Origin of the sequence: Mesorhizobium sp. CA14 (genome assembly GCF_020165195.1) — a bacterium.
GTDB lineage: Bacteria > Pseudomonadota > Alphaproteobacteria > Rhizobiales > Rhizobiaceae > Mesorhizobium.
This window is the reverse complement of sequence record NZ_JAIUHR010000032.1, coordinates 13346-29725: the sequence shown is the minus strand read 5'-3', so window position 1 is coordinate 29725 and position 16380 is coordinate 13346. Positions and strand designations below refer to the sequence as shown.

Below are 16380 nucleotides of genomic sequence, written 5' to 3'. Positions count from 1 at the left end.
CTCTTACGTGAGAGTCGGCGAACAACAACCATTTACGCTTGAAAATTACGGCAATCGGGGTGTGAGTGTTTGCAGTTTGGGAACAAACCGCCCAGGCAATGCCGGATCGACGGCAGTTTTCGAGGGAAGCCTAGCTGCTAGATTTATGGGTTCTACATCCTCCAATGGTTGTGGGATACTTCCTTCTTAGCCTGTCGATGCTATAAGCTCTGCTTAAAGGGTCAGGGGGGATGAACTTGGGTTTCAAGCCTGCCGAAATCACAGGAGTTCAGTCGTGGCGAAGGGCAGTCTTCACCACTTACGCCCTCAGCCTGTCGTTTTTCGAATCCGTCGTTCTCGATGCACTCGTGCGCGGGCGCAGCCATGAGGCACTTATCCTCGCCGACGTTGAAGGGATCCGATCCGGACTGAGCGAACAAGGAGCGCAGCGCGCGGGCCGCGACTACGAGATCGAACCCGTTTCCGTCAGCAAAGGGGTCTTTCACCCCAAAGTTTCTGTCTTCGTATCTGACGAGGACTGCCATCTCATCGTCGGATCGGGCAACCTTACGTTCAGCGGATGGGGCCGCAATCTCGAGACGGCCGAGCACCTTCATCCCTCGTTTGCTGCCGATGCCTTCAACGGGGCTGCGCGGTTCTTTGACCTGCTGGGCGGCCAGCGAGGAATTGTTCACGGGGCGCAGGAAGCATGCGCGTTCCTCGCACAAGATCTCACTCGCGCGGCAGGCCGCGGACGCGGGGATGGCTCGGTGCGCTTCCTGCATAGCCTCGGGGGAAGCATCGCCCAATCCATGGAGGACATCGCTGAAGAACTCGGCGGCGCGATTCGGCTTACGGTTGCCGCGCCCTTCTGGGACGGCGGCGCAGCGGTCGATGATTTGTGCAGTCGGTTGAAGCTGGAGGAAGTGCACGTTCACGCGCATGCGGGAGGTACGGTGCGAGGCACGGCAGGAGCCAATTGGCCGCTCGGCGCGAAGTCGCGGGTCGTTGCGGTGTCGGCCGAACCTTTTACGGATACGGCAAACAGGAAGCTGCATGCCAAGGCATTCGAGGTTGCCTGCAGAAACGGCAGGCTTATCGTTTCTGGAAGCGCGAACGCCTCCGGCGCAGCCCTGACTGGTTTCAACGTCGAGGCCTGCGTGGCGCGTGTGCAGCGCAACTCGACGGTCAGATGGCATCTTGTTCCCGCCCCAGTGCCGCTCCCCCTGCTTCCGCTGGAAAACGAAGCAGAAGACGACGGCCCGCCGCCCGGTGTGCTTCGCGCATCCGTAACTGGCGACGCAATCACGGGACGTGTGCTTTCGCCTAGGATGGTAGGGGCTGCCCAGCTCTTTCACTATGGTCCAGCAGGATGGAAGCCGCTTGCCGATGTCATCCTCGAAGATGACGCCAGCTTCAGCGTCGCAATTCCCGGCTTCGAGGCCGCATCTCTGCGAGGCGGGCGCGTCGTGTTCAGGGTCGAGGCGGGACAGAGCGCCGCGGAGGGGTTCGCGTCTCTCTCGGCAATTACCGTCTTGAGACGGTTTGCAGGAAAGGCTGCTGCCAGTCTCACGGCTATTCTCGGCGGCACCGAAACGCCGGACGACTTTCGCGTGCTGCTTGAATGGGCACACGACAATCCCAGCTTTCTCCGGCCCGAGATCGCTGGAGGCGGCGGGAGCGCGGGACCCAAGCAGACCGGGCCTTCCATGATCCCTACATCAGATTTGTGGAATATCGGCGGCTCGGCTACGGCGAAGCCGGGCGGCGGGGAAGCCAGCCGGGGCTGGGCTAGGTTCGTAGATGCGCTTCTATCTGCGCTTAAGGAGCGTCGCGGTCCAATCGGACGCGATGATCACGAAGACGAACCTGAACCGGGGAAAAGCCGAAAGAGGCCGAAGACCGGAAAGGGCAACGGCGGAGGCAATCGAGATCCCCTCGAAGCTCTCGACAAGGTTATCGACGCCATGCTTGCGAAGGGAGCCAGCCGCGAGACTGCGCTGAGGGCGATGACGCTCGTGGCATATGCATGTGACAGGCTTGCCGACCGAGTAACCGCAGCCAAGGCAGAACATTGGCTAAAGCGGGTGGTGGATACCTACTGCGCCGCTGCGGCAGACGGACCTCTGGACGAAGAGGCTGCATCGGCAATCCTCGCTTTGTGCGGACCTGATCCGTCCTCGGACGCAGCGCGAGCAGCGCGCCAGCGCTTCTTAACGACTAGAGGAGACCTCGGCGGAGACTGTCCTTCCGAAAAGCCAGCGGAACCGTTCATCGCCGCGATGGGCCACGTGGCTACCTACAAGGCGTCCTGGGCCAGGATCGTCGCGATCAGGACATGGCGCGAGCAGGCAGGAGCATACGCCGCTGCGCTGACAAACGGCATTCCTCGAGATGGATATGCCGAGTTGCTCGACTCCTGCCCCTCGGAATCTCGGCTGATGGTAGACGCCTTCATATCCGAAACGGCTCGGCGCCGCGTTCACATAATGAGCGGCACGGGATCGTGCTGTAACCGCCGCATGACGCTCCCCAAGATCGAGCAGGGAAGGCTAAGAAGCCTCGGCGTGGCCCGATCGGCCAACTGCTGCCAGAAAGTTCTCGTTCTGCCGGAGGGTCTCGATGGCTAAGCGCACGATGGCCGAAATCCTGTCCGAGGCGAGTGCTGCGGATGGACCAAGCTTCGTCGACGACACGCAAATCGCGCATTCGTCGGTAGATCCGTGCGGCCTCCGACAGACAAACTTCGACCTTATGAACCTAGTGGCTGACGGGCTGAACAACGTCGCGAGACACGTTAGGCCGTTCTCCTTTGTCTCATGGGCGTGGCGGCGCGCGCTGAGGCTCGCCAAGGCCGAAGGCAGACCGGATACCGACGCAACGGTTCTTGAAGACTTCGTGGCACGCTGCGAGGTCATCTTCGCCTGGTCTGTTTTCATCTCAGCAACCCAGACGGATCTTCCAGGACGGCAGGCCATGGGGCAGTTGCTTGGCGCGCAGAAAATCGACTTCTACGGAGCGACGTGGAAAGCATTCCGGGAAGGTCGCGCGGACAGCACCTCGCTTTCCGCCGCAGTGAACTACGGACCGGGCCTCAAGGCCCTCGGCTGGCTCGCACGCAATGACGTGAACGCAAAGGTTCTTGTGCCGCAAACCGATGCCAACGCTGCGCTTGATGCATTCGAAGCCAGAATTGCCGACCGGCTTAGCCATCCTGCATTTTCGAGTTTCGGCCCGGTGACAGTCACGAGAGAAGAAGCACTGGCTTGGGCGCAGGCATGGATGCCCGACGAACTGACGGAACAAGAGCGCAGACACGCAGCGAGAACCCTGACTGGCGACCTTGCTACGGCGACCCGGGCGGAAGGCATCAAGCTACTTCTGCACGCAGCCGCCCGCCCAGAACTGGCTTCGACCGGAGCTGTGAGGTCGGCTCTCGCAGGAGAGGACCCCAGCTTCGAAGTCCCTGAGGGATTGAAGACAGCGGCGGCGCGGTGGCGACGGCTCCAATACAGGCAGCTGTTCCGCTACTCTGTGGAGTCCCTTCTCGCATGGACGCTTGATAGATTGGCCCAGGCGGACGGACCGCTAGGAACCTCAGCACTGGTCTCCGCCTTCCTCGCGGAGGCCGCAATCGACGGGGTTGGACCTGCATCGGATTGGCTGGACGGTACCAACCCTGCCACACCACCATCGTCCGCGACGATGGCTATCGCCGATGCGCTACGCAGCCAGAGCAGGCAAGGCCTCGCCACGGCCATCGCGCAAGCGCTCGCCCTGTGCATCGCCCACACGCCGGAAGACCCGGAAACCTTCGACCGGGAAGACCGCCTGCCGCTGCGAAGGGCGGGTAGGGAAGCGAACGCCCGCCGACAGGGCGAGGCGCGTGAACTTATCCGTCACGCGATCGAGACATGGGCGATCGCACAGCATGTATACTGGGCGGTGGGAAGGGGGCTGCAGGACGCGCGCGGTGGCGGCAAGACGATCCTGCGCCTCAAGCTAGTGATGGAAGAGGGTGGATGGACGGCGCTGCCGGGAAGGAGCAGACTCAGCCCCTCACCCACACCTGACAGGATAGAAACGGCTATCTCCCTAGCCACAGAGTGCGGTCTCCTGCCGGAGGGGGCGGCGGCCTGACCTCGTACTCCACGCCAGCGCGGCGCAACCGAACCTACGCGTACTAAGACCCATCGGCACGGCCGTTACAGTCTAGCCGATTCCGTTTGGCCACCTTTCCGTCTGTTGCCCTGGCTCGACCAGTCTCAGGCAGGCGAGCCTGGCGCTCATGGGCCATCGCGTTGCGCCGCAATGTGAAATAAACAACGTGAATACAAATAGTTCAGTATTAGGCGCACATTGCACCAAGAGGCTGCAATGTGCCAAACGGTCCGAAAAACGAAGCAAAAGCAACAACACAACCGGCGCGCAATGTGCGCCATTTTATCTTGCCATCTTATCCGGTTGTGCTTTTAGAGACTTCTTTGCCACTGCCGTTTCTCTTCCAAACTACGATAATACACTCTTCTATGCTCTATGTCACGATTCCGTTTCCTGACGTCGAGTTCCGATGCGCCGTGCAGTCTTCCGCGCGCTGTGACGGGGTAGTCGCGCTGCCTATTTGCAGCGTTGGAACCGTCGTGGCGCACTTCTCCATCGGACTGACGGAGCATCATCACAGGCCTTCCGGCGCAGTCCGGCCGTCTCGCGATCGGCGCGGCCGCAGGCAATGTATGGCCCGCCCCGTCTGCAAGCGAAATGTTTTGAGAGGCACACCCGGTCTGCACCAATGTATCCGGCCTCGGCGTTTGGACGCCCTGCCAAGATGGAGATTCACGCGCCCGGCTCCTAACAAGATACCCGGCCTCGAAAGGGCCGCTGCATGCGACAGGTTTGCCGTACGCCGATCAACCGTTGGGCTATCTCTGTGCACATCCTCCCGCAGACTTCATGCGGCCGAGCAACCGCCGGGGCGCGGCCGCTCGACCAAACTCATTACCCCTTCGAGGCCACCACGGCCTCGTATGGGCGTTGTTTCGACATCACGGCCCAGGCGATCCGGGCCAGCTTATTGGCGAGCGCAACCACCACGTTACGCTTGGCGCGCTGTAGCAGCGCTTGCAGCCAGGCGCCGAGCTGGGTGTCCATTCGCGCCAGATATGGCAGTGCCGCTCGCGCGCCATAGATCAACAGAACGCGCATGTAGGTGCTCCCGCGCTTGCTTATCCCCGTCAGCCGCGGCTTGCCGCCGGTCGTGACCTGACGTGGAACAAGCCCCAGCCAAGCAGCGAAGTCGCGCCCCTTCGCAAACGCCCACACGTCGCCGACCGCTGCCGCAAGCGCCGTTGCGTTGAGCGCGCCAATGCCCGGGACACTGCGCAACAGACGAGCCCGTTCATCGCTCTTCGCGAGCGCTTCGAACTCTTGATCGAGCTGCTTGATCCGATGATCGAGCGCGTGCAATTCGTCGACCATGTCATCAACGAGTTGCCGCATCCTTGCGGTTAGGAGCGTGTTGCCCAGCGGGTTCTCGCGCAGCCACAGATTCAGCTTTTGGCGCCCCTTGGCGATGACGATGCCGCGATCGAACAGCACACCCCGCAGTTGATTGATCAGTGCCGTCCGAGTGCCAACCAGCCGTTCGCGGGCACGGTGCAAAGTCTGCACATCGAGCTGCTCTTCCGACTTGATTGGCACGAAGCGCATTGTCGGCCGTGTCGCCGCTTCGGCGATTGCCTCTGCATCAACGATCATCGTTCTTGTGCGACTTCATGTACGGTTTGACATACCCCGGCGGCATCAGCCGAACCTCGTGTCCGCCCATGGCGAACTGGCGCGCGATGATGAGCACCGCAGCACGCCTCCGTGCCAATGATTCAGCGCGCTTGCTTGTCGACGAATGCAGCAAGGGATGACCGACGGATCCTACGACGCAGCACAACCGCCCTTCCCGGTCGAGGCCGACGGGGCTGAACAGCGTCTTTCCGAGATCGATTTCGAGTAGGGTGATTTTCATTTTCCTTCCTCCTTCTGACACGGACTAGCAGTTGTCCGCAGCCGGAGGGGCGGGCCATCCCAAAAGATAAGGTGCGTTCAGGCGTTCCTCGTCTGCATCGGTGCTCATCCGCCGAAGCGGATACATCCTTGTCTCAATTGGCATAGTCAGGATGCGGGCGCCACGGGTTTGAGTTTCGGATCCACCGTCCATCGGCTGCGCCGAGAAAGCCGAAGTGTTGCAAACCTTTGCACCAAACGGCGCCAGCTCGGTTTACGGCCGAAGCATTGATGAACGACGCAACATGCCACATCGCGTGCACTGTCGCCGGCTTGCGCACAGCCACGGGAGCGACATTCCTAAAGCATCGTTGATTTGACGATCTTCGCCAATTATTCGACTGCTCATCGCGTATCGGCAATGGATTTGACAAGGGCTCCTGAAGCGGCAGCGATTGTACCGCTTTGCCGCGCGATTGCGATGTTCAGCTGTCGGACTGGGCGCTCATCTACTGTGTGGTGCAGACTGACATTTCCGTCGCCTTGCCCTACGCCCACAGCGACATCCGATGCGAGTGGGAGCCACATCTCAACTGTTAGATCATTGAGATCGGTGGAATTTTGCGTGGTCAGTTTCACGACCGGCCGACTGCCGATGATGAAGCGCTTGTTTGGCTGGGCAATTCGTAAAATGGCAATACCGCGACGCTGCAGCACTCGCATCAGTTCAACGCTTGGCTGCTGCCCGATTGTCTGAACTCGAACGTTTCGCATCGTCCTTGCCTTGGCTTCGGGCGTCGCTAGTGCTTCGATTTCATTAGCGCGATGGGGTGCTACTTGGCGCAGCTCGTCAAGTGTTTCCTCGATCATTCGCAGTGCTTCAGCATCGGATACGTTCGCCCGTTGGGTCTCCGGCGTGCGTCGCCACTGGGTTAAGAAAAACGTGTACCAGAGGAGTTTCTGCTCGTGCGTGAGGGCGGGGAGCTTCCCCGCTCGCGCCGGCAACAAAATGGATTGCACAACTCCAGCAGCCTCGCTCTCAAGAATAGAGAGAGCGTGCTCCATGGCTGGGTCTTTGGTGCCGGTGTCAGAAAGCGTGCTGTACAAATGGTTCTGATGGAACAGCTCAGGTGGTCTCGCTCGCCGGACCGTTACTGGGCGATCACTGGGGCGGCACCAATGCAGCCAGCCCTCCGAGTCAGTGAACCCATTGAGGAGCATCTGCGGCACATAGTGATGGCGCTTGGGAACTGACATCGGTCAGATGGCTTAAGAGATAGAGGCGAGGCCTGGCGGCACCATTAACAAGTCACTGTCGATACGACGTGGATCGAGAAATTCCGGCCGATGGATAAGGATCTTAAGCACATCTCGCAACGCGTTTAGCGCCTGGTCTTTCGCGTCCAATTCGCGTTCTGCGTGCGCGGCAGTGGCACCGCGCCGCCGGCGAACCCCATGGACGATGGCTGATCTCGTGGCATAAACCAAGGCAATCGCGTCACTCATGGCCTTAGCGCCGGTCTGGCCTCTGCCAATGCCTGCCAAAGCAGCTGCGCGCATACGAAGCTTCCATGAAATTGCCTGACCGTCTCCATCGCCGAGCAAGACCTCAAGACCGATTGTGGCATCGAGAATTGCGTCGGCGAGATCGCTGCGCGTCATCGCCGTGTTCAGCCTACGGGTGGCCAAAATGAGCCTTTCGTCCGAAGAATTTTCGAGTGGTTCGACAAGGCTTGCCACCTGGCGCATCTGCGCTCTGCCGACGAGGGGTAAGTCCGCTCGGTTCCAGCCAAAATCGTCGAACGCCTCGGGGTAGCGGCGTGCGCCAACGGCGTAAACGTCAGGCAGCCCATTGTTATGTCGATGGCGCCACCCCCGCGAAAGCCGGATTTCCTGGGCATATCCGGTCTCGATCCCAGTCTCGAGCCGAAGTGCAGCAAACAAAGCGTCGATGCGCTCGCGCATTTCCGAGCTAAAATTCGACAGCGTATGGCTTAGCTCGATCCAATTCCCGTTTGGGACGTCCCATCCTGTCACCACGAAAGCATGGGTCGCGGCCGCTAGCACCTGGTCATGCCCGTTGGCGCCGTAGGCCTTCATTTCCCAACGCGCTCGCTGCAAATTTGGCGACATCCGCATTATGAAGGCAGACGGCCCGAGGCGCATTCGGTCGAAGTCGAACCGGACGAATGCTATTGGGGCGAGCACAACAAACTTCAGGCGTGCATCGAACAATCCTCTCAACAGCGGCTTCAGCACAGCGGCCCGTGTTGCAGCCGTCCCCGCCATCACACCAAAGCGAAGAAGATGCATATCGGCAGCACGGCTTAGCAACAGGTCGATGGTGACCTTCACCAACGGATTTTCTTGGTCGGAACCTGCCGCGGGCATACGAGCAATTTCAGGATGCTCGCAAGCGAACGCTACGAGCCTGGCGACTGCAGGGAAACGAGCGGGCGGAAATTTGCCCAACTGACGCGCCTCGTCGTCGTTGTAGGGTGGTTCGAGAACAGATGAGTATTCCAACGGCCCCGCGCCTGTCCAAAGGCCATCGCCCAATGAAGGCATGCCGTTGTCGCGAAGCGAGAAGGTAGGATACCTGCGTACCCGGGACGGTTTGATGCCCTCTCCAAGTTTAGAAAGAATGGCAACTACAACCTCGTCAAACGCGTCGACCAGCAGCTCGCCCATTTGTCGCTGTAGGATGCTTTCCTGGGCTGCGTCTTCTCCCATAAGGTCTCCTAGTCGAGTAGCGACATTAGATAAGCATCGCGATTGGTAGCGGCTGCACCACGAGCAGCGACCTCAACCAGACGCAATGCAGTCCTCCTCGCTAGTGCACGAGCGCCTTTGAGGTCGGCACTGGAAACCTCGCCCATTTGGCGCCCGTGAACATAGCTGCTTCGAACGTCGAAGAGGCGTCGATATTCTTCACCAGCGATCGGATCGCAGAGCAATTTCGTTATTCTACGCACCATCCTGTCGGTCGGCCGTAGATTGTTGTGGAGATTGCCTTTCGCCTTGGGGCCGTAGTCAGCTTTGAGGCCGAGAGACGCCTCTACCACCATAAGGTGGGCCAGGAATTCATCAATGCGATCGCTGAGAAATGCCCGGACGAGAAAATGCGCTACTGGTGCAGCTAGTAAAGACGTTTGGCGCGCAATAAGCCAGTCCTCCCATAGGGACTGATTGACCACTGTGGGAAGCCCCGAAACCTCGTCGGCAAGCGTGTAGTGAGCCGGTTGTTCCTCCTCATGGATCTCGCCATAAACGTCCGTGAAGGCGACCGGTTGCCAAGTCAGCGATGCGTCTTGCGGTGGGGCCTGCATCCGAACGAACAAGTCCCTGTCAGCGGTGTAAATCCATGGCACACGAAAGCCGCGCCAGTCCACATCGGGTGCTTCCGCCCAGTTTTCCCAAGGGGCCAGAAGCATCAGGAACAGCGCCTCCTCGACAGCTGCGGGAAATCGTCCTTCGTGCGGCAGAAAAGCGCCAAGGTCACGTCTCAGCGGTTTGTACATGATGGGCAACGCGCGAGCGCCGGGCTCCGCGGTCAATAGAATATCTTCCTCGACAATCAGCCAGTGAAAACGCGACAATCGCTTCCAGTCTACGGAAGTCAAAGGGGAGGCTCTTTGAATCCTGTCCGCTTCAGCCAGATCCATCAATTCTTTTTCCGAGAATCGGCGCATGCGATTCCGACCGAATGCTAACTCCGGAGGGTTCTCAGCCCAGTCCAGGGGACAAAGATGAACCCGGCGCGACATTGGCGCGGTAAAGGCGAGATGAAGCGCCTCTGCGGCTGCAGCCGGTGAGAGTGTCCGGATGAGACCGGCTGGCACCTCTCTGAAATGCATCCCCAAGGACCGCAGCGCGTCGCTAAGAGCAAGTGTTAGCCACAGTTTTGACCCGGCGTTGGGGTAGGTCGCTTTGCAATAGTCTACAAGGCGAACAAACGCAGGATGGGCGAAAGGATTGTCGCTTGATTTAGGCATTCCCCAGATTGCGGCAATGACTTGCTCGAGCTCACTGGACATAGAAAATCCAAAAGAGTGGGACTGTCGACATTAGCGCTAGCTGGTACAAATAGTCCGTTATAGTTTATAGATTTTAGAACCAATCACGCTGTTCGGCGTCCTCATCCTCCCGCTTGGCATGCGAATCATAGTTGTCGGCTAGCTCATGCAGTGCTTTGGCTGTGTACGGGTGGTCAAAGACGATTGCCTCAGCCCAGCCTCGATACTTCGCCGCCTCATAACGCTCCAGATTGCCACCATCACCCGGCATACGAGTAGTGAATCCGTGCCGATTTGCCTTTCCCACTCGAAATCCCTCGAGCATGGATTTGCTCCGGAAAAGGTCGAGCGCATTCCGCACAGCTTCGGCAGGCCAATTTCCGTCCACGCCTTGTGGCGAAGCGGAGAGCATCTGGCCAATCTTGCTGTCAGCGACGTCCAAACGCCCTACCGCCTTGGCTAGCGCCCGTGCCTCCTTTATCCAGGTCTCTAGTGCCTCACCGTCGATTGTGCTGTCGTCGCGCCGACCAGGGATGTGGTTCCAGAGTTCGAATAGCCGGAAGGCTTTGCGGGCTACCGCGTGCGCCTGTTCAGGATCGGAAGGCTCCGGCTCTTCGATTTCGCTTTCGACGCTTGCTTTGAATACGGCGCTGAGCATTTCTATAAACAGCTTAGGCTGCTCTGATAGAGCGGACAGCAGCACCTTCGCTGGACGGCGCGAGTGTTCGAGGACACGTAGGTAATTCCATTCCAGCGTGACCAGTACATTGCGGTCGACGTCTTCGCGGGTATCCAACTCCGTCAGAGTCTCGGTAACATAGTGCTGGAACATGGTAGCCTCATTACCATCTTCCGAGTTTCCAACAGGCTGGCGGGCAGCCTGCTCTAGCGCCTCCAGCATTAGCGCGGACGGCAACCTACCTTTGTTGCCGCGACGACCCGTGAGCGCCAAGGCGTGACGGGCTCGGCCCGCATCGATCAGCTGGCGAACGGCATAGGCCATGTCGTCGCCGGCTTCGTCTATCCAAAATACCGGAGCGCTGCGCCAGTAGGTTGTCAGGATGTTACCACCAAGCTCCGCGACCCGATCCCATGTCCACCGACCTGCCGGCAAGGCCCGCAAGATTGCCATCAGGGCGTCGTCGCCCCAAGACTCCGTTCGCGCTTTCGCTATAAGCGACATCGCCCAAGACTGCTTGCGATCTTGAAAGGCCGTGGCAATCAGACCGTGGGCAACGGCGCGCTCGCGCGCATCGCCACTTCTAACAGCCGCTTCGACCAACGACTCCAGGTCAATGGTCGAGACGCCGCTCTCATAGAGCGCCTTGCCAATATAGCCAGCGCTGTCGGCCAGTCGGGCCAAGCCGAGAACCGCCGGAACCCCTCCGTTGTTAAAGACAGCTTGTGCCGCGTCCTTTCGTGCAACCTCGACCTCGTGCTGCTCATCCCTCCAGCCCGTGCCTGGTGGTTTGGGCAAAGCGACCGAGCCGTTAAACAGCCAAGCTACACACGCCAACGGATTCTTGGGCGCGAAGCGTTCATAAACCACTTCCAGCCGTGTTAGCACGTCCTCTGGTAATGACCACTCGGCATCTGGAAACGCTCGATGATGGTGCAAGACCCTTCGAAGCTTTTCCCAAAGTGCGGCTCGATCGCCGTCGTCCGTAACCGTGCTTTCGGCTACATCTAGCGCCTCAAGCACCGAACTTAGGTCGGGGGAAAGGTCACCGAGTCGGTCCAGCAGTACCAACCAACGCTGGGGATCGACACCAACGTCGGCGATCAGCCGTTCGCGGATCTTCGCCACACCCCGCCCGATCAGATTCCAAGTCACCAGCTCGGGTTTGTCGATACTGAAGTCGCGCCAGCGCGGCAGCGGTGACGGACTTGAGGTATCATGGCCGCTCGGCAGCACACCAAGCATCAACTTCCACGCAGTGGCCGGCTCGCGTTTACGCACCACGTCGAGGGCGCGGATGCGCTGTTCTTGGGTGGCGTAAGTTTGCGGACTCCACAAGAGATGAACTTCCCTGAGGCTATTCATGGGTCCGTTAATGTATTTGCGTGGCTTGACGTCGATTGCATCGAGGCGCGCGAGAACGTTGGTTACACGTGGCATCCAATCAGGCGACCAGGCGAGGGATTCCAGAGCCCACATCAAATCGGACAGGTGCTCTTGCCCGAAGACGCCACCATCATCGTGGCCAAACAGCGCGGCGATCGGCGGATCGTTTTGGTCGAGGCTGTCTTCTATGGCGGTCAGGAAGGCATTGGGCGAGGCTTCAGCGAGGAGCCGGAAGTCGCCGGAGAGCGACCACCAGCGCTGCGCATCGGCGTCTCGGAGCAGCCGCGCGACGATTGCATCTGCGCGTCTTGGAGCATCTGCGACCGTGCGGACCTTGCTGCCCCAAAGCGCTAGCAGGATCAGGACTTGACCCACGCCATGTCGAAGCAGGCCCGAATAGCTTGGGTGAACGCCGTGGATGTTGGCCATCCAGCGGTCACCGGGCTCCATGTCAAAACGAGGGTCGGGGGCGCCCAAAACAGCTTGGGCAACATTTTCGAAGCGGTCGAGATCGGCGGGCGTTATATGGTGGGCCAGCAGGATCCAAGCGTCTGACGGCGACGAGATGCGCCACGCTTCCCCGACTTTTTGGAGCGGACTGTCAAAAGCCCCTGCAAGTGGCGTCAAGTTGCCGATTGCTGTGTCATAAGGTTGGTCTGCAAGTTCGGCCAGTCGCGCGCGATCGCCCTCGCTTGTCTCGATCCAGCCGCCGGCTAGCAGTGCCGCCAGCAGCGCCTTTGGCGGAGTCGTCTCTGCCCACGTGGGTATGCGCCCGGGAGCGCTCTCCATTAGCCGACGTAAAACGGCAAGATTTCGTGCACTGTCTCGGGCCAGCGCGTCTGCCCTAGATTCGGATATGCCCGCCGCTTGGAGGGCATTGGCAATACCCTCCCGCGAGGGTCGCGCTAAGGCTCGAACCTCGCCACGGCTGATTAGGCGCTCGTCATAGGCCTGGAGTACGAAGTGCCCGCGCTTGGTGAGGGTGCGAGCGACTCCCGGATCAGGCTCCGTGAAAAGCAGGATTAGGGGCGCCTGCGCGGCAGTCAGAGCTCGAGCCGCATCCGCTGTGGTCACAACCAGTGTACGTGCACGATACGTCGCCGCGAGATCGTCGGGAAGCTCGTTCAGCGTAGCATGTAAGAACGCCGCCACCTCGTCTGTCGAGGTCGCTTGGACTGAAAGGACGGATGGCTGACCTCGCAGCCATCGCAGGACCTCAGCAGAATCCTCACTCCGATCAGCAAGCACGAGGTCCTCAGTCAGCCGCCACTCGGGGGCGAGCGACCACTCCTCCCAAATCTCGTCGAGTTCACGAGTTCCGGGCGGCCTCTTGTTGAGACGAGTCGCAATCCAGAGGCCGACCGCCGGATGCCGCTCGATCCAATGCACAAGATCGTTGGCGTCATACACTCGGACTTCTCGCCACGGGCCTTCTTCCTGACGACTCTTTGCCCAGGCATCTTTATTCGGCCAATGCCGGAGTGTGACGAAAATAAAGGCGGAGGTTGCGGGATCGAGCGGGCTCGGGTCAGCGGTCCGCTTTTCGTAGTCCTCAGTTGCCTTCTGCTGAATGTTGCGCCGTTGTACACCAAGTTCCCAGCCGGCACGCCCCTTCGGAACATAAGCGTTGGTGCTGGCGGTAGAGGTTACTCCATCCCATCCTGAATGACGAACCCCTTCGTCAGACGGAAACCGCAACTCTATATTAGTATCGGTTGCGGCATGGACCAACTTTGCCAGCAGCGTGGGCAAGCTAACTGGACCATCCATACGATCGGCCCAATCCGAGAGGTCCTGCGCGCTGACCCAGCGAACCGGAGTTCCCGCAGTGTCGCTGCCCACGATGGCCGGTACGGGTGGGCCGATCACAGCGCCGGTAGGCAGGAAACGGATGCCCTCACGCTCCAGGGCCGCGCGAATTGCGTGGGCATTGTTGGCGACCGGTGTGCGGGAACCCCGCTCGAAGTCGGCAATAGTCGATGTTCCGACGTTAGCTGCCTTTGCAAGATCCTGCTGCGACCAAGCTAGCAGGGCACGAGCTGCCCGAACGTGCCTGGGTGTAAGTTCATCCGGAGGGTTCGAATTTTCCATGTCATATAAAACATATGACGTCAGCGAGAAACTTGCAACCTGCGGACTTCAGCTACTGGTCGCACTTGCCATGCGGCAAAGGCGGATTATCCCGGCCTCGGCAGCAAGCGGGCGAAATTCGGCCGAAGGCGCCCAGAGCAAAGGTTTGCAAGCTCGATGGTGAGACTCATTCGACCAAGTATGGGGTGATTACCGCACAACCTTCCGCGTGCTTTGATGTAGCCGACTGCGATTCGACATAGTTCGGTTGCCAGATGACAGGTTACGAAAGTCATGCACATTTGCGCAATAAATACGGTACCGATCGTGCCGAGCTTGTGTATGGGCAGAAGGCAGATGGAAGCCTGATACACATCTCGGCGGCCGAGCGCGGCCTTCGATGCGATTGCATCTGTCCTGGCATGTGCGGGAGTCACCTGGTCGCTAAGACTTTGGCAAGGACACCGCATTTCGCGCACCATCACCGCGATGCCTGCGGCGGAGGTCCGGAAACCTCCCTGCACAAGCTAGCCAAGCAGATTATCAAGGATCAGCTCATCCTGTTCGTCCCAAAGCGAATCGCAAGTCATGGGGACGTTGAACGGCTTCTGCCGGGTCGTGAAAAGATAGAGCTGGAGTCGGCGACTCTTGAGTTCCGAGACCCCGAACAGATAGTGCCTGATCTGTATGTCACTATCAAAGGACGGAAACTGTTTGTAGAAATTGCTGTCACCCACCCCTGTGACGATGAAAAGATTCGACGCATCCGCCAACACGGCATCGCGGCGATAGAAATTGATCTTTTGCAACTGCCCAGGGATGCCAGGCCAGAGGTAGTTGCCGACGCAGTGATTCGTTCGGCCCCTCGGAAATGGCTGTTTAATGAGGCGATCGACAAAGCTGTTGTAGAGTTGCAAAAAGAGGCTGCCGCCGCGCTGGTCGCTGCTGCGAACAAACTGACGGCCGATGCTCGACAGAAAGCCCGGGCCTACGACACTGCTCTACGCTCAAATCCGGAACCTCTGCCCATATCAACCATCGATATTTTGCGCGGCATCGGCCTGGACAAACACATTGGTGTGGAAGTTGCCGGCTACGCGTGCTTCACCACGCATCCTAGCAACTGGCAGGCTATCGTTATTGCCGACGTCTTGTATGGCAAAAAGCTTGGGAAGAAGCTGCCAACAGCAGTTTCAGTGACGAAGCACCTCGCGAGCACGGGCCTGGTCCGCCCGGAATTCAGATGGATCAGCAATGATCTTGAGGCGGCTACCGCGGCGCTGGACAGTCGCTTTGCGGCGCCATGGAGGGCTGTGGAATTCTATCTGAAATATCTAACGGCAGTTGGCGTCGCATTGGATTGGACGCACGGTTTCGCAGTTTCGCCAGTCGTAGCCTCGGCCTGGCTTGAGCTGGTCATGGAAGAGATGGAGTCGGCATCCGCCCGAAAGGTAATACACGAGACTGTCGGATGGCTTCTAGATCAGCTGCCTGACAAAGAACGCGGCGGAATGACCGTTAAGGATTGGCTGAACATGACCAACCCGGAGACAGCTGAACCGTACGCCGCCCTGCTGGCAAGCACGCGCACGATGCAACCCGTTGAAGCTGAGTTGCGCGCCATCGTTGGCCTTTTCAACGGCACTCGCACTGACGTACGTGAACTTTTGGGCCTTCCGATTGCAAACGAATGCGATCGTCGCCTGGCTGTTGTTGCCACGCAGGAGGCGGAGAAGAAGGCCAGAGCTGCCGTGCAAGCTGAGACAATCAAAATCAATCGGCAGAAAGAGCTTGCGGAGTACGCCGAAACGGTACTCAACGACCCCGGCGCATGGCTGAGCCAAGCGCATCCTGATCTCGACGGTCGCTCCCCTTTAGAGGCCGCTTATCATGGCTATCACGCCGCCGGGAAGGCGCGTGAAATACTTTCCGCGATTGAGCGCCGCCAACAGGCTGACCGTGAGAGCCTAGCCGAAGCAAATATGTGGCGTCAGAAACTGCGGAAAGCGGTTGAACAGCGATTGAGCAAGAATGAGGCCGAAGCGTTCCTGAGCGACAGAGATGATGACTACAACCGTGCGACAGCCATCATTTTCTGCCGGGACGAGAGAAGCTACCAATCAGTCCTTCGGAAGCTAGACATCTGGATAAAAGCCTTCGGCTCTAAACGAAATCACCCATTCTAGACTCGCTAAGCGGGGCATCCCGAAGGGCAGAGGGTCGAAATGGATGTGTTTCGGGATTTGTGAGTCGCCT

At 59.3% G+C, this 16380-nt stretch carries 7 protein-coding genes and 1 pseudogene; 3 read left to right on the top strand and 5 right to left on the bottom strand.

Features of this window, described 5'->3' with window-relative positions; all coding sequences use genetic code 11:
• Positions 1 to 230: 230 nt before the first annotated feature.
• Complete coding sequence (locus tag LB565_RS25590) at positions 231 to 2609, top strand: hypothetical protein (protein WP_224588790.1); 2379 nt, start codon at positions 231 to 233, stop codon at positions 2607 to 2609.
• Positions 2602 to 4119 (top strand): hypothetical protein, encoded by a 1518-nt coding sequence (locus LB565_RS25585; RefSeq protein ID WP_224588789.1) that lies wholly within the window; start codon positions 2602 to 2604, stop codon positions 4117 to 4119. Before LB565_RS25590 ends, LB565_RS25585 begins: the two co-directional genes overlap by 8 nt.
• Before the next feature lie 855 nt (positions 4120 to 4974).
• Here LB565_RS25585 and LB565_RS25580 read toward each other — a convergent pair.
• From LB565_RS25580 to LB565_RS25560, 5 genes and pseudogenes are all read right to left on the bottom strand, one after another.
• Positions 4975 to 5995: pseudogene (locus LB565_RS25580) on the bottom strand (IS110 family transposase).
• Positions 5996 to 6378: 383 nt separating this feature from the next.
• The gene (locus LB565_RS25575) at positions 6379 to 7230 is read right to left on the bottom strand and encodes a DUF4238 domain-containing protein (protein ID WP_224588786.1); all 852 of its coding nucleotides are present in this window, start codon (positions 7228 to 7230) and stop codon (positions 6379 to 6381) included.
• 12 nt (positions 7231 to 7242) lie between these two features.
• On the bottom strand, positions 7243 to 8706 hold the full coding sequence (locus LB565_RS25570; RefSeq protein WP_224588785.1) for a HEPN domain-containing protein: 1464 nt from the start codon (positions 8704 to 8706) through the stop codon (positions 7243 to 7245).
• Between the two features lie 8 nt (positions 8707 to 8714).
• Positions 8715 to 10010 (bottom strand): hypothetical protein, encoded by a 1296-nt coding sequence (locus LB565_RS25565; protein ID WP_224588783.1) that lies wholly within the window; start codon positions 10008 to 10010, stop codon positions 8715 to 8717.
• 73 nt (positions 10011 to 10083) lie between these two features.
• Positions 10084 to 14145: a multiprotein-bridging factor 1 family protein gene (locus tag LB565_RS25560; protein WP_224588782.1), complete on the bottom strand. Its 4062-nt coding sequence runs from the start codon at positions 14143 to 14145 to the stop codon at positions 10084 to 10086.
• Between the two features lie 254 nt (positions 14146 to 14399).
• Between LB565_RS25560 and LB565_RS25555 the strand changes: the two genes are divergently transcribed.
• On the top strand, positions 14400 to 16310 hold the full coding sequence (locus LB565_RS25555; RefSeq protein ID WP_224588781.1) for a hypothetical protein: 1911 nt from the start codon (positions 14400 to 14402) through the stop codon (positions 16308 to 16310).
• Positions 16311 to 16380: the final 70 nt, after the last annotated feature.

Bases quoted from the DNA above. Each gene is read 5' to 3' on its own strand.
- LB565_RS25575 (WP_224588786.1), bottom strand. From the start codon at position 7,230: ATGTCAGTTCCCAAGCGCCATCACTATGTGCCGCAGATGCTCCTCAAT.
- LB565_RS25560 (WP_224588782.1), bottom strand. From the start codon at position 14,145: ATGGAAAATTCGAACCCTCCGGATGAACTTACACCCAGGCACGTTCGG.
- LB565_RS25565 (WP_224588783.1), bottom strand. From the start codon at position 10,010: ATGTCCAGTGAGCTCGAGCAAGTCATTGCCGCAATCTGGGGAATGCCT.
- LB565_RS25555 (WP_224588781.1), top strand. From the start codon at position 14,400: ATGACAGGTTACGAAAGTCATGCACATTTGCGCAATAAATACGGTACC.
- LB565_RS25590 (WP_224588790.1), top strand. From the start codon at position 231: ATGAACTTGGGTTTCAAGCCTGCCGAAATCACAGGAGTTCAGTCGTGG.
- LB565_RS25570 (WP_224588785.1), bottom strand. From the start codon at position 8,706: ATGGGAGAAGACGCAGCCCAGGAAAGCATCCTACAGCGACAAATGGGC.
- LB565_RS25585 (WP_224588789.1), top strand. From the start codon at position 2,602: ATGGCTAAGCGCACGATGGCCGAAATCCTGTCCGAGGCGAGTGCTGCG.